The organism is Pedobacter cryoconitis (genome assembly GCF_001590605.1).
Taxonomy (GTDB): Bacteria; Bacteroidota; Bacteroidia; order Sphingobacteriales; family Sphingobacteriaceae; genus Pedobacter; species Pedobacter cryoconitis_A.
In genome coordinates this window covers 2672026-2686164 of the sequence record NZ_CP014504.1, presented here as the reverse complement: position 1 = coordinate 2686164, position 14139 = coordinate 2672026, and the positions used below count along the sequence as shown (strand labels likewise).

The following is a 14139-nucleotide window of genomic DNA, read 5'->3' as shown; positions in this document are numbered from 1 at the left end:
TAGCAGTCTCTCTCTTTTTTGCGATATAATTTGCTGTAATATTGCAGCTAATCATTTGATCAATTTATGAATTGGAAAAAATTATTATCTGCCAAACGGTGGGGAAATGAAGATCGTTTTGCTGGCAATGAAAAGGAAGCCAGATCTGAGTTTCAACGTGATTATGACAGGATTATCTTTTCTTCTCCTTTCAGAAGGCTGCAAAATAAAACACAGGTATTTCCTTTACCAGGTAGTGTATTTGTACATAACAGGCTGACTCATAGTTTAGAAGTTGCAAGTGTAGGCCGTTCATTGGGTACTATCTTTTACAACAGGATTAAAGAAATTGATCCGAATGTAGATGAGACTATTCCACTGCTTGCCGAAATTGGTAATATTATCGCTTCGGCTTGTCTGGCACATGATCTTGGAAACCCGGCTTTTGGACATTCCGGAGAATCTGCTATTTCTCATTATTTTACGACGGGGGATGGAAAGGTTTATCAGGATAGGGTAACTGAAGCTGAATGGCAGGATCTGATCAATTTTGAAGGGAACGCGAATGCTTTAAGGATATTGACCCATGCTTTTGCCGGAAAAGGAACCGGAGGTTTTGCATTGACTTATGCGACACTGGCTTCTATTGCGAAATATCCTTGCGCTTCTATCGCTGGTCACGATAAAACGAATATCAATACGAAGAAGTATGGTTTCTTTCAGGCGGAACAATGCGGGTTTAAAAAGATAGCAGATGAAATGGGGCTGATCAAAGTTTCGGATGAGCCGTTAGTTTATAAGCGTCACCCTTTGGTTTACCTGGTAGAAGCTGCGGATGATATCTGTTATAATATCATTGATCTGGAAGATGCGCATCGTTTGAAAATCCTGACTTATCAGGAGGTAGAGAATTTATTATTGCCGCTATGTAATGATGTTAAATTGCCTGAGCGTTTATCGGAGATGGAAGATGATGATGCTAAAATTACGCTGATGCGGGCAAAATCGATCAGTACGTTAATCGGACAATGTTCGCAGGTATTTTATAACAATCAGGAAGCGATTTTGAGTGGTGATTTCAACAAGAGTTTGCTGGATGCTATTCAAGAGCCATTCTTGTCTATCATGAAGTATATCGAGCGGATCTCCATTAAAAAGATTTACAATTATTCTTCTGTGGTACAGATAGAGGTTGCTGGTTATAAAGTAATGGGCGGGTTGCTGGAAGAATTTATTCCTGCTTATTTGAATAATGAATCAAAATATCACAAGAAATTAGTAGAATTAATTCCAAATCAGTTCAAGACCAAGGCTACTGATGATTATACAAAGATACTATGTGTGCTGGATTTCGTATCTGGTATGACGGATATATACGCCGTTGAGATGTTTAGAAAAATAAAGGGAATCTCTTTTCCTTCAATGAGTTAAAAAAGAAAACCCCGGGGCATTCACTCCCGGGGTTTCTTATTTTTAAAATTTAGCAACAAATTTTAATATCATTATTTAATCTTTTTGTGTTCCAGAGGTCAGTTTTACATTTCCTTTGCGTCTGAAGATAGGAAAAGTCATTGGACTTTTCGCAGGTCTTTCGTCTCCAAATAATACACCCCATTGTTTAAAGGATTCTGTCCGGTCGAAAATAACTTTAAGGACTGCAATAAGTGGCATGGCCAGGAACATTCCTGAAACTCCAGCAATACTGCCTCCAACTACTACACCTAAGATCGCCATTAAAGCATTGATCTTCACTTTTGAACCCACAATCCTTGGCATCAGGATATTGTTATCCAGAAATTGAACGGCTGCAATTACAGCTAAAACAGTAATTACGGGAGTAAGGGAAGTGGAAGCGGTTATGGTTAGAAGTACACCGATAATATTTCCGATTAATGCCCCTACATAAGGGATCAGGTTCAGAATAGCAAAGATAATTCCAATTAATAGCGCGTGTTGAATACCGAAAAGCATCAGCAGACCTCCTAAAAGGATAGTCATATAAGTGATTTGTATCAATAAACCTACCAGGTAGTTTTTGATAATAGATTCAGTTTCGTAGATAGCCTCTTTAACTTTCGGGTGATCTGTAGTTTTAAACCACATAAATACGAAGCGTAACAGGATATCTTTATAAAAAAGCATCAGGTAAATGTAGATGGGAAGAAGACCGACAAATACAAATACGGAACTGAGCGTTAACGCTGCACCACTTGCCATTCCCCCGGCCATATTTAAGAGGTCATTACTTTTTTTATTGATAAAATTAAGTTGTTCGGTAGGTGAATAATGGCTGATATTGCTCACCCACTCGCTTAATGATTTTAGATGCTGGGCCACGTTTTTCTTGATTTCAGGAAAATCTGAAACCAGATTCCCAACTTGCGAGGTAAAAAACCAGGCAATGATACCGATGAAAATTATAACCAATAAAATAGGAAAGACGATCGCAATGATTTCCGGAACCTTATATTTTCTTAGCCAGCGATAAACAGGCAACAGCATGATACTGATAAAGAATGCCATGATAACAGGCATGATAATATCACTGGCAACTACGAATAAGGCACCGATAAGCACCAAACCTAGTAACTCAATTGATCGCTTTACGGTGAGCGGTAATTCTTTCATATTGTAATGTAAATGTTAATTTTCAAGGGTTAAACATGAAAAGATAGCAAATGTTTGGGTATTTTTGCGCAATCTTAAACTAAGTTCTGTCCGTTATGATTACAAATGAAACAATAGTAGCTTTATCAACCCCACCTGGAGCGGGTGCCATTGGCGTGATCCGTTTATCTGGGAAAGATGCTATTGCGATCGCAAATTCCGTATTTAGCGGAAAGGATCTGTTGAGCCAACCTACACATACACTGCATTTTGGATTGATTAAAGATGGTGACATCGTGATTGATGAAGTGGTGGTAAGTTTGTTCGTAGGCCCAAAATCTTACACGAAAGAAAACGTGGTAGAGATCTCTTGCCACGGATCAAATTATATCATTCAGCAGATTATTAATTTATTGATAAAAAAAGGTGCTTCAGCAGCGAAACCTGGAGAATTCACTTTAAGAGCGTTTTTGAATGGTGCGATGGATTTATCTCAGGCAGAAGCTGTAGCGGACTTGATTTCTTCAGATTCACAGGCTGCACATAGTGTTGCAATGAATCAGTTAAGGGGAGGTTTCAGTACGGAATTAAATGTTTTGCGTGAACAGCTGATCCATTTTGCTTCCATGATTGAATTGGAGCTTGATTTTTCTGAGGAGGATGTGGAGTTTGCAAACAGAGATCAATTGCAGGAATTAATTAATAAGATCACGATAGTATTGAATAAGCTGATCCGTTCTTTTGAATTGGGTAATGTGATTAAGGAAGGTATCAATACGGTGATTGCAGGCAGACCGAATGCGGGTAAATCTACTTTGTTGAATGCGTTGTTAAATGAAGATAGGGCAATTGTCAGTGAGATCGCAGGAACGACAAGGGATACAATAGAGGAAGTTTTAAATATCAATGGTATCAACTTTCGATTAATTGATACGGCGGGCATACGCGAAGCGACAGACACGATAGAAGCGATCGGAGTAGAGAAGACGATGTTAAAGATTAGTCAGTCTGCTGTTTTAGTTTATTTGTTCGATGTGCTGAATTTGACAGCGAACGAGATTAGGGATGATATCGCAAGTTTATATAAACCTGGGTTGGCTTTTATTGCAGTAGCGAATAAGATTGATTTGTCATTTAGTGACAGGTTGAAGGAGTTGAATTTACCTTCAGAGATTAAGTTTATCGGGATATCCGCGAAGGAAAATCAAAATGTGGAGGAGTTGAAGGAGTTGTTGTATGAGACTGTGATAGGGGATAAGTTGTCGGAGAATCATACCATGGTTACGAATATTAGACATGTGGAAGCGTTAAGGAAGACGCAGGAGTCGTTGGATAGCGTTTCGCAAGGGTTGATTAACCCGGTTACTTCGGATTTTTTGGCAACTGATATTAAGCAGGCGCTGTATTATTTAGGGGAAATTACTGGGAAGGTTACTACCGATGATTTGTTGGATAATATATTTAGTAAGTTTTGTATTGGGAAGTAACCCTGTATAATTACGAATAATCATGTTAAATATTGAATAGTAAATAGCTTATTGTTAATAAGTTATGTGGATTTCTTTTGTCCAAATTCTTGGGTAATTGCCACAGTTTTTCACACATTTGTTCCTCAAGCACAAAATTTTACCCTCAAAAAAATACAGGGTAAAACATTGCGCTTAATGGCGCTTAATTACCCTTAATTCCTCTTATTTCTCCTTAATTACCCTAAAAAGGGCTAAAAAGTGGCGAGATAACTACCGATGATTTAAGCAGTAAAAAGGTGCCTACAGGGATAATGAAAAGGAACAAAAAACAAGGCAATGAGTTCAAACATCAACATCCAAAGAATCTGTGAACACTGCGTAAAACCGTTTCGTGCAAAAACTACCGTAACGAGGTTCTGTGGTACGATATGTAATGGCAGACACGCCAAACAAAAGATCCGTGACTTAAAGATTAAAGTATCGGAGACACAGGTTAAAGAAAATCTAATCTCGGTTATAAACCACCCTGTCTTATTAGAGTTCTTAACTATTAAACAAGCATCCAAACTCTTAGGAATCTGCACCAAAACCCTATACAACATTCTGCAAAGCGGTAAAATCAAAGGTGAAGCTCCTAGAGATGAATAATTAATAAATGATCGTTATATATTTGAATTTTTGGGCTTGCCTATAAATGTAAAGACATCAGAAAATAAAATAGAAACAGCATTGATTAATCACCTACAGCAATTTTTAATGGAATTGGGAAAGGCGTTTGCTTTTATAGCAAGACAACAACATATTGTTACTGATACTTCTGACTTTTTTATTGATTTGGTTTTTTACAACTATTACTTGAAGTGCTTTGTGCTGATTGATCTGAAAACTGATGAACTAACTCATGGTGCAATTGGACAGATGGATATGTATGTCAGGATGTATAATGATTTGAAGAAAGGTGAGGGTGATAATCCAACTATTGGCATGATACTTTGCACAGAAAAAGATGAAACAATTGTTAAATATTCCATTCTAGCAGAAAATGAAAAATTATTTGCAAGTAAGTATCGTTTATACCTGCCGAATGAAGATGAGCTGAAAGAATTAATAGAACAAGATAGAATAGATTTGACCTTGATAATGACATAGAAAGATAGGGCTTGATTTTTGGGATCGGTGTATTATGTCCGAATTATAAAAAATGAATTAGTTTTTTTTGCATTAATGATGGTCAATATTTCATCGGATTGATTTTATCAGACAATCCCTTGCAGAAGAAGGCTTGCCTTCGTTTCGGCGCATTTTACAACATTTCTGCCAAAGCAATTATCCCCTCTTCCAATTCTTTTTCAGAAAGCGACCCGTAGCCTAATCTTATACCATTGACAGTTTCATCAAAGCTATAGGTGTCAGGTGTAATAATTTTGATGCCTTTGGCTTGCAGTTTTTTGGAAACCTTTAACCAATCTACATGCTGATTAGGAACAACCCAAAAAGCCAAACCGCCATCGGGAATAACATAAGTTGCTTTGTCCTGCATATATTTGTTCAGCAATGTTACCGTGAAGTCTCTTTTGGCTTTATAATGATGAGTTGATTTTTTTATATGGCGTTTTATTGTACCATCTTTGATAAGTTGCAGAATTGCCTGCTCCATTATACTATCACCCTGCACATCAATAATTTTCCGCAAATTGCCCACTCTTTCAATCAAAGAGCTGTCATTGCTTGCCAAATAACCAATACGCAGAGCTGGTGCAACAACCTTGCTCATTGTACCAATGTAAACATAGTTTTTCAGTTCTGTAAAACTTGACAATGGTAAAATCGGACGATAACCAAAATGAAACTCATTATCATAATCATCTTCAATAATCATAAAACCATATTTGTTAGACAATCTTATTAATTCCAATCTTCTTTTTAGGCTTAACGTTGCAGTAGTCGGATATTGGCGATGTGGCGTGAGGTAAATTGCCTTTATCTTCTTACTTGATTTTAGATAAGAAATAACATCTTCAATCAGTAAACCATCTTTATCTACTCTTACAGCCAACAGCTTTGCACCCGCATTTTCAAATGCCTTCCAGGCAGGTTTATATCCTGGATTTTCAATCATTAAATAATCATCTTTTGTAAACAAGCATTGTGCTGTCAGATACATCGCCATTTGACTGCCTCGGGTAATGCAAATGCTGTGTTCATCAACCTGCATTCCTCTTTGATGATTGAGCATTTGAACAATATTTTTTCTAAATTCCAATTCGCCCAACTCGCTGCCGTAGCCCATCATCTGCCATCTTGCTTTTTGATTGAATATTTGGCGGTATGCCCTTGCCAATTCAGTAATGGGCGCAATTTTACTGTCGGGGCTTCCGTCGTCAAACTGTATATGATAATGTTTGCTTGTCGCATTTTTTATGGCAGAGGTTGCAAGACTGCTGTTTTGCGCTTTTTTGAAATCGGGCAATGTATCAGAAACAAAAGTCCCCTGCCGTTCTTTAGAAACCAGCCAACCCTCAATAAGCAGTACATTAAGTGCTTCTACAACTGTATTCCTGTTTATTTTTAAAAGTTGTGCAAGATTTCTACTGCCGGGCAAAGCATCGCCTGGCTTTAATCTGCCCGAATGAATGTCTTTTATTATAGCATCGGCTATTTGCAGATAAATGGCTTTATCCGATTGTTCGTCTAACTGTACTTCAAATTTCCAACCTCTTAGCATCTGGACTATCTATTTTTATTAAAACTGTATCATGAGTGTAGTCCAAAGGTATGATACTTTTGTGTCGCAATAATGCAAAAATCATAAAAAATTTCAGTTATGTTAGAAACAGGAGTTAATAAAAAAATCCACGCAGAGCAAAAGCAATTCAACTCTAAAGATTTTCATCAAACATTCGCAAGACCAACATATGTCAAACCCTCACACTTCATTCACAAGAACGTTGAAAATGCGGGGGTACACAACCAGTTTTCCGAAGAAAGAAAGCACCCAGTTTTCTTTGTTGACTTACCAAGTAAAAATGTAAGTATGACTATTGGCGGTCTGTTACCCGGACAAAAAACGAACCTGCACCGCCATACTTACGAAACCGTTCTATATGTCATCGAGGGTAAAGGTTGGACACGAGTAGAAGATGATATAGTAGAGTGGGAAGCAGGTGATGCCGTTTATATTCCGTCTTGGGCGTGGCATCAGCATCAAAACCTAAGCGATAGTGAACCTGCGAAATATTTTGCTTGCGAAAATGCGCCGCAACTGCAAAACCTGGGTGTAGCATTACGCGAGGAAGAGAACAGAGATTTTTAACTTTTAAAGCAATATAAAAAATGAAAAAAGCACCATTTAAAGGGGTAGTCGCTTATCCGGTTACGCCGTTTGACAACAACGAAAGCATTGATATTCCATTATTCAAAAAACATGTAGAACGCTTGGTTTCGGCAGGTTCTCACGGTATCGCTCCATTGGGAAGTACTGGTGTAATGCCTTACCTTACTGATGCAGAAAAGGAAGCTATGACAGAAGCCACCATACAACAGGTAGCAAATCGGGTTCCTATATTGGTAGGTGTTTCTAATCTTACAACAGAGAAAACCGTTTATCACTCACAATTTGCCGAAAAAGCAGGTGCAACAGCTGTCATGATTAGTCCGATGAGCTATTGGAAACTTACCGACGACGAAATTGTGAAACATTACGATACCGTTGCTTCAAAAATTTCAATTCCTATAATGGCATATAACAATCCAGCAACAGCTGGTGTAGATATGTCGCCTGCATTGCTGAAACGTCTATTGCAGATCCCTAATGTTACGATGATTAAGGAAAGTACAGGCGATATTCAGCGTATGCACTATTTGAGAAAAGAGTTGGGGGAAGAAGTAACATTTTTTAACGGCTCTAATCCTTTAGCATTGGCAGCCTTCTCCGCAGGTGCTACCGGTTGGTGCACCGCTGCTGCGAACCTTATACCCGAACTCAATATTGCTCTTTACGATGCTGTACAGGAAAATGATCTGGATCAAGCCCGAAGACTATTTTACAAGCAGGTAGATTTACTGAAATTCATTGTAGCGAAAGGTTTGCCACGTGCGATAAAAACAGGTTTAGACCTATTGGGAATAGACGGTGGTGGTTTCAAAAGTCCTCTGAAACCGCTTACTGAAAATGAGACATCAGAACTGGATGGTATACTTTCAGCTATTAAGAGTGAAATTTATCAGTATTAACCATAGTTTTAAAACAATGGCAATGTGTTACCTATCGATTTTAATGCTTCAATAGAAAATGTAAAGTAACCACAATCTAAAGGCCCGAAAGCAGTAAAAAGTTTCGGGCTTTGTACATTACTATTTCAGTGATAAGTAATAAAAAACAAGGAAATATAAAATGCACCTGAAAGAAGAATTAAACTGGCCAAAATTTCCATATCGGGGCAAACACTATCCGTTCGCAGGTTACCATTGAGCGAATAGGTGCAGATAAAACTGCTGAACAGCTAGTAACTTATACAGACGGAAACATCACGATTGACCTTTTGCTACCAAATCAGTAAAAGATAATGGTGTAAACAGAAGAAGTAATAAGAGTTTATCTGGACTACCTGATTATCCTGAAACTGTACCATTCGGCTAATCCTGTTATCATTTACCTTTACACTATTAATCAAAATAATTTAAACAATGGGTTACAAAATTAAGAAAGCAGGTTTGGAAGACCTGGACACAGCAGCAGCATTATTCAACGATTATCGGGTGTTTTACCGTCAGGCAGACGATTACGAAAAATGCAAAAAGTTTATTCAGGAACGGTTGGACAATGAGCAATCTAACATTTTCCTTGTTTATTTGGAGGGAAATGCTGTTGGCTTTGTTCAGTTGTACAAACTCTACCATTACATCAAATTACAAAAGCAATGGCTATTGAGCGATTTATTCGTTCATCCCGATTACAGAGGCAAAGGACTTTCGATAGCATTGATAGACTATAGTAAACAATGGTGCATAGAAACGGGAGCTTGCGGACTGATGCTTGAAACAGAAAAGACAAACGACATAGGGAACAAGCTCTATCCACGTTGCGGTTTTGAATATGACGGTAATCACAATTATTACTATTGGTGGAAGTAACATAAACGGCGATCTACACCAGTTCGCCGTTTTAATAAATTGTAACCCTTCCTAAAAATCAGACTGTCTAGGGTAGCGAAAATTCTTAAATGGTCTTAAACATATTTAGCTTTACAGATGGCAAGAAACAAGTTACACTATTGAAGCTGTCATTGCATGAAATTTTCCGAAATATTTAAACGTTTGATTCTATTTATGTATTTTTGAAATAAGTAAAATGATTGCATGAAAGATTCAAGTCGTCTGGAAAGATATATACGTCGTGGAGAGTATAATTCATAGAATTTGTGGTCAACATAAACAGGTAGCTCCTCACTGCGCTGACTTATACTATTGATTTTTAATAACTAAAGTATGCCATCGGTTTGCTGAACAAAATACAGGCCTCGTAATTTATTCCTCTTTCACTATTGCAAACCAGCTGGACACATATGCAGTAAAAGTACCGAATAGTCCAACTCCAGCAGTCATCAATACCGCTGCAATTATCCGTCCTTCGGTAGTTACGGGGAATTTATCACCATAACCTACAGTTGTGATAGTTACATAAGCCCACCATATGGCATCTTCAGCAGTTTTAATATTACTATCAGGATCTTTCTCCACCTGAAGAATAGCAATTGAAGAAAATATGATCAGCAATATAGCAAGTATGGTTACTGAAGTGAAAGCTCCCCTCGCTTTGTTCCTGAAAACATGTTTGACAAACATTTGTGTAGAACGGAAAGCACGGATAAGCCGTAATAATCTGATCAGCCTAAGAATACGGCCTGCCCTCAAATAACTTACTGCCGGCACGCTGGAAATCAAGTCGATCCAACCCCACTTCATAAAAGCTTGCTTATTTTTGGCTTTGTAGAAACGAAAGCAAAACTCTGCGAAGAAAAACACACAGATAGTATTATCGATATATGTCAGTAGAATTGATGTCTCTTTTGGGAGCACTAAAACTGTGTCTACCAGGATCGCCAGTAGAACGTAGATTGATAATACAAATACAACCAGATTGAGTAACCCAAGTTGATTTTCATTAATAGGATTTGTAGTCATGAAGGCAGGATGAGGAATATAAGTGATGAAGGATGACTTTATAGGACTTATTTAAACAACCAATCCCAAAAGCTTTTTTTGTTTGATTTAGACTTGAGCTTACCAGGAGGTGCAGGGTTCGCAACTAAATTAGTTGACTTGTTTTTTGTTTGGTCAGGATCTACTTCATCTACTATTATCTTTTTCGGTATAATAGGGGATTGCTTGCCTGATCTTAAACTTTTTAAGAACATTTCAAGTGCATAACCGTCTTGCAGACTTACTTCTCTTGCTTTACTTCCTTCAAAAGGCCCGACTATTCCGGCTGCCTCCAATTGATCGATAATTTGGCCTGCACGATTATAACCCAACTTTAGTTTTCTTTGTATAAGAGAAGTTGAGCCTTGCTGATGCATAACGATCAGACGTGCAGCGTCCTCAAACATGGGATCAATTCTATCAGTGTTAAAATCTATAGTCGGCGTATTCATCATTCTATATTCAGGTAACATATATGCACTAGAATATCCTCGTTGGTTGCCAATAAATTCACTCAATCTATCTACTTCAGATGTATCTGTATATGCTCCCTGAAGATGAATGATCTCAGTTCCAGTTGATAGTAACATGTCGCCATATCCATTTAATAATTCGGCACCACTATTATCCAATATTGTACGGGAATCAATAGCAGATGTCACGCGGAATGCTATCCTGCCGGCGAAGTTTGCTTTAATAATCCCTGTGATAATTTTTACAGAAGGCCGCTGAGTGGAGATGATCAAATGAATACCCGCAGCTCTTCCCAACTGTGCCAAACGGCTAATTACTAATTCTATCTCTTTATTGTCCGTTAGTAATTCTGCAAATTCATCAATCACGACTACAATAAAAGGAAGGAAGCGATGGTTTTCAGCAGGATTTAATTTGCGCTCTATGAACTTTTGATTGTATTCTTTAATCTGACGTACACCAGCATAATTTAATAAGTCATATCGTTGATCTAATTCAATAACCAAACCATTGAGTGTAACGATTGCTTTCAATTTATCACTGACAATGGCATCAGTCTCGCCGGGTAGTTTTGCTAAAAAATGACGTTCAATATTTCGGAAAAGACCCAATTCTAAATTATTGGTATCTATCAATACTAACTTTAATTGCGAAGGATGCTTTTTATAAAGAAGCGAGAATAGTATCGCATTTAAACAAACAGATTTGCCCTGACCAGTTGCGCCCGCTATTAATAGATGGGGTAGTTTAGTCAGCTCTATGAGGGACACATCATTGCCCATCGTTTTGCCCAAAGCGATAGGCAAGTCAAAATCACAAGTTTGGAATTCTTGAGTTGCTAATATTGAACGGATTGATACAAAAGCATGGGCCGCATGGGGTACTTCGATACCCATAGTTCCTTTACCAGGAATCGGTCCAATAATATTAATCTCTGCAGCCAGAATTAGTGCAAGGTCGTCTTTCAGGCTTTTGATCTTTGAAACCCGGGCACCTGGCGCTGGAATAAACTCATATAAAGTAAGTGATGGCCCAACTATAGCTCTTATGGCATCTATCTCAATCTGGCTAAAGCTGAAAGTTTCTACTATTTTATTCTTGTTTATTTCAATTGTTTCCGCATCAATAGTAGTGCTATCAGCATAGTTTTCTAGTAAATCTAGCGTTGGAAATACATAACTTGAAAGATCAAGATTCGGGTCAAAGTTACCAAAATGCACTTCTGCTTCAGAAAACGGTTCAACAGGTTTGTTTTCAATATCCATTTACTATTTGTCCGAGAGGTTAACTAAATGTAATGATAATATAACAGGTTTATCATTGTAATATTCTGTAATTCATATATTTATAATATATATTCATTGCCTGATATTCAAAATTATACAAGATTGTGTTATTGTTTTTACGGGAAACCGGAATATGTAGAAATATCCATATATACTACTTCATAGAAATCCTGGAAGGTAAATAGAGGCTATGAAACAATTAGAATATCACTAACCCTCTATTTCCTCTTCAGCGTAAAAAAGAACTCAGACCCTTCACTAACCACGCTTTCCACCCAGATATTCCCCTCATTCGCATTGATGAACTCTTTACAAATAACCAAACCAAGACTCGTCCCTTTTTCATTGTTCGTACCCATCGTACTCACATTATTCACGCTAAATATAGATGCTAAACGTGAACGCTCTATCCCGATTCCGCTATCCTTAAAAGAGCAAATTACCTTATCCTGATCAGCCTTTACCGCTATACGGATAACCCCTCCAACGGGAGTAAACTTTATCGCATTGGACAGAATATTACGAACCAGAAAATCCAGATGATCTGCATCACAAAAAACCCTTAAATCCGGTTCAATATCCTGCGCAATAGTAATTGATTTCTGGGCGGCCATTTCCTTCAGCAGCAAAACATTGCGTTTAATTTTCTTTTCCGGACTGACATCGCTCTGATTAATCATAACCCCTTTTAACTGCATTTGCCCCCAGTGCAAAATAAGGTTCAGCGTCTCCAGTGTAGCATTACACTGCAATTCCAGTTTTCCAAGCATGAGCGCCTTTTCCTGGTCAGATAACCAGCCTCTGTTGATCAGTACAAGAAGGTTTAGGATTGAAGCCAGCGGAGCCTTCAAATCGTGCCCAAGAATTGAAAATAACTTGTCTTTTACATTGTTCGACTTTACAAGATCTTCATTAGCCTTGTTCATTAGCCGGTTCAAATTCCTGATTTTAAAAAAGTAAAAACCCAGGACCAGCATTAAGGCTGTACCACCAAATATTATCCAGAACATAATTCTTTGTTCAAGCGACTGTTGATTGTTCACAAACTTTAGCTGTGCCACTCTGGCCTGAGACTTCGTAAGTTCATACTGGGCCTGCAGATTAGATATTTTAAGTGATATATCTTTGTAGTAAAAACTATCAGCGATACTATATTGTCTTGTCCTTGACTGATAAGCTGCTTTATAATTTCCTGATTTCTCATAGAGCGCAGTGATATGAGCTAAAGCCTCAAGTAGCTGCTTATTGGCTTTTTTTGTTTCCGCAACTTTCAATGCTTGCTGAAGGTAATTTAGTGCTATTGCACTGTTCGAAGTTTCGTAGCTCTCTGCCAATGCCATTAAACTCTGAAACTCCCGGATGCTATTATTGATCTTTCTCGATTTTAACAAAGCTCCCTTTTGAAGCTCAATGGCTTTTGCCGTTTCTCCTGATTTTGCGTATACCTGCGCCAGCCCGTTCGTCAGTGAAATATTTAATCCCATCATCTCAGGATAATTACTTTGGCTGATACCTTTTTCAAAGTAGTAAATAGCTTTGGACATTTCACCAGTCTCCCTGTAGGCAATTCCAAAGTTCAGACAAGTATTTAGCTTCAAACTTGAAAAGGGGAGTGTAGTGCCAATCGCCTCAGCTTTTTTGTAATAAGAGATTGCACGTTGATAATCATGGCGGAAAGCATACACTTCACCAAGAGTAATATAGGACTCCATAATTCCACCCTTATCCTTGTTTTGCTCACTTATCTTTAATGCCTGAAGAAAATAAGGGATTGCTGTTGCTGAATTGCCTTTCCTGTTTTCTACCACACCCAGCCGGATATTCTCTTTAATGATCCCTTTATAATTATTCAGGCGCTTATAGATTTCAAGTGCCTCCAGATAGCGTTGTCTTGAAGACACTGCATTCCCTGAATTATCATCGATCATACCCATCTGGTTGAGCATCCTTGCTACACCTTCTTCGTCCTTAGTCTTTTTTGCAAGCTTCATCCCAAGGCTTACAAAAAACAAGGCTGAATCAGGCTTATCATAGCGGTAATGAACAATTAATTTTTCATAGGCACTAATATCCAGTACAGAAGGATTAGACTTTACAGGTTCTTGAAAGCCATATAACGAATG

11 protein-coding genes and 1 pseudogene are annotated in these 14139 nt (G+C 38.0%); 7 read left to right on the top strand and 5 right to left on the bottom strand.

The genetic code is table 11. The annotated features are described in order from the left end of the window. Window positions 1-66: 66 nt before the first annotated feature. Window positions 67-1410 (top strand): deoxyguanosinetriphosphate triphosphohydrolase, encoded by a 1344-nt coding sequence (locus AY601_RS11080; RefSeq protein WP_068400668.1) that lies wholly within the window; start codon window positions 67-69, stop codon window positions 1408-1410. Window positions 1411-1485: 75 nt separating this feature from the next. On the opposite strand, the gene AY601_RS11075 is transcribed toward AY601_RS11080, so the two are convergent. Beyond that, window positions 1486-2607, bottom strand: a complete 1122-nt coding sequence (locus AY601_RS11075; RefSeq protein ID WP_068400665.1) for an AI-2E family transporter — start codon at window positions 2605-2607, stop codon at window positions 1486-1488. Between the two features lie 95 nt (window positions 2608-2702). Between AY601_RS11075 and mnmE the strand changes: the two genes are divergently transcribed. The 3 genes from mnmE to AY601_RS26050 all read left to right on the top strand — a co-directional run bounded on the left by mnmE (window position 2703) and on the right by AY601_RS26050 (window position 5204). Further along, window positions 2703-4073, top strand: coding sequence for a tRNA uridine-5-carboxymethylaminomethyl(34) synthesis GTPase MnmE (gene mnmE / locus AY601_RS11070; protein WP_068400661.1), 1371 nt, complete (start codon window positions 2703-2705; stop codon window positions 4071-4073). Between the two features lie 318 nt (window positions 4074-4391). Further along, window positions 4392-4703 (top strand): helix-turn-helix domain-containing protein, encoded by a 312-nt coding sequence (locus AY601_RS26055; RefSeq protein WP_157287856.1) that lies wholly within the window; start codon window positions 4392-4394, stop codon window positions 4701-4703. A 3-nt stretch (window positions 4704-4706) separates the two neighbouring features. Next, window positions 4707-5204, top strand: coding sequence for a PDDEXK nuclease domain-containing protein (locus AY601_RS26050; protein ID WP_084359214.1), 498 nt, complete (start codon window positions 4707-4709; stop codon window positions 5202-5204). Window positions 5205-5358: 154 nt separating this feature from the next. Here AY601_RS26050 and AY601_RS11060 read toward each other — a convergent pair whose 3' ends face one another. Beyond that, window positions 5359-6780, bottom strand: a complete 1422-nt coding sequence (locus AY601_RS11060) for a PLP-dependent aminotransferase family protein (RefSeq protein ID WP_068400656.1) — start codon at window positions 6778-6780, stop codon at window positions 5359-5361. 99 nt (window positions 6781-6879) lie between these two features. Here AY601_RS11060 and AY601_RS11055 point away from each other — a divergent pair, with 99 nt between their 5' ends. From AY601_RS11055 to AY601_RS11045, 3 genes are all read left to right on the top strand, one after another. Next, complete coding sequence (locus AY601_RS11055; RefSeq protein WP_068400653.1) at window positions 6880-7368, top strand: cupin domain-containing protein; 489 nt, start codon at window positions 6880-6882, stop codon at window positions 7366-7368. Between the two features lie 20 nt (window positions 7369-7388). Then, window positions 7389-8288: a dihydrodipicolinate synthase family protein gene (locus AY601_RS11050; protein ID WP_068400650.1), complete on the top strand. Its 900-nt coding sequence runs from the start codon at window positions 7389-7391 to the stop codon at window positions 8286-8288. 453 nt (window positions 8289-8741) lie between these two features. Further along, the gene (locus tag AY601_RS11045) at window positions 8742-9188 is read left to right on the top strand and encodes a GNAT family N-acetyltransferase (RefSeq protein WP_068400646.1); all 447 of its coding nucleotides are present in this window, start codon (window positions 8742-8744) and stop codon (window positions 9186-9188) included. A 393-nt stretch (window positions 9189-9581) separates the two neighbouring features. Here the strand turns inward: AY601_RS11045 and AY601_RS11040 are convergent, their stop codons facing one another. The 3 genes and pseudogenes from AY601_RS11040 to AY601_RS11030 form a co-directional block, all read right to left on the bottom strand. Further along, window positions 9582-10238, bottom strand: a complete 657-nt coding sequence (locus tag AY601_RS11040; protein ID WP_068400641.1) for a potassium channel family protein — start codon at window positions 10236-10238, stop codon at window positions 9582-9584. A gap of 212 nt (window positions 10239-10450) precedes the next feature. Then, a pseudogene (locus AY601_RS11035) lies at window positions 10451-11986 on the bottom strand (DNA translocase FtsK); the annotation flags it as partial. Window positions 11987-12234: 248 nt separating this feature from the next. After that, window positions 12235-14007: a tetratricopeptide repeat-containing sensor histidine kinase gene (locus AY601_RS11030; protein ID WP_198163672.1), complete on the bottom strand. Its 1773-nt coding sequence runs from the start codon at window positions 14005-14007 to the stop codon at window positions 12235-12237. Window positions 14008-14139: the final 132 nt, after the last annotated feature.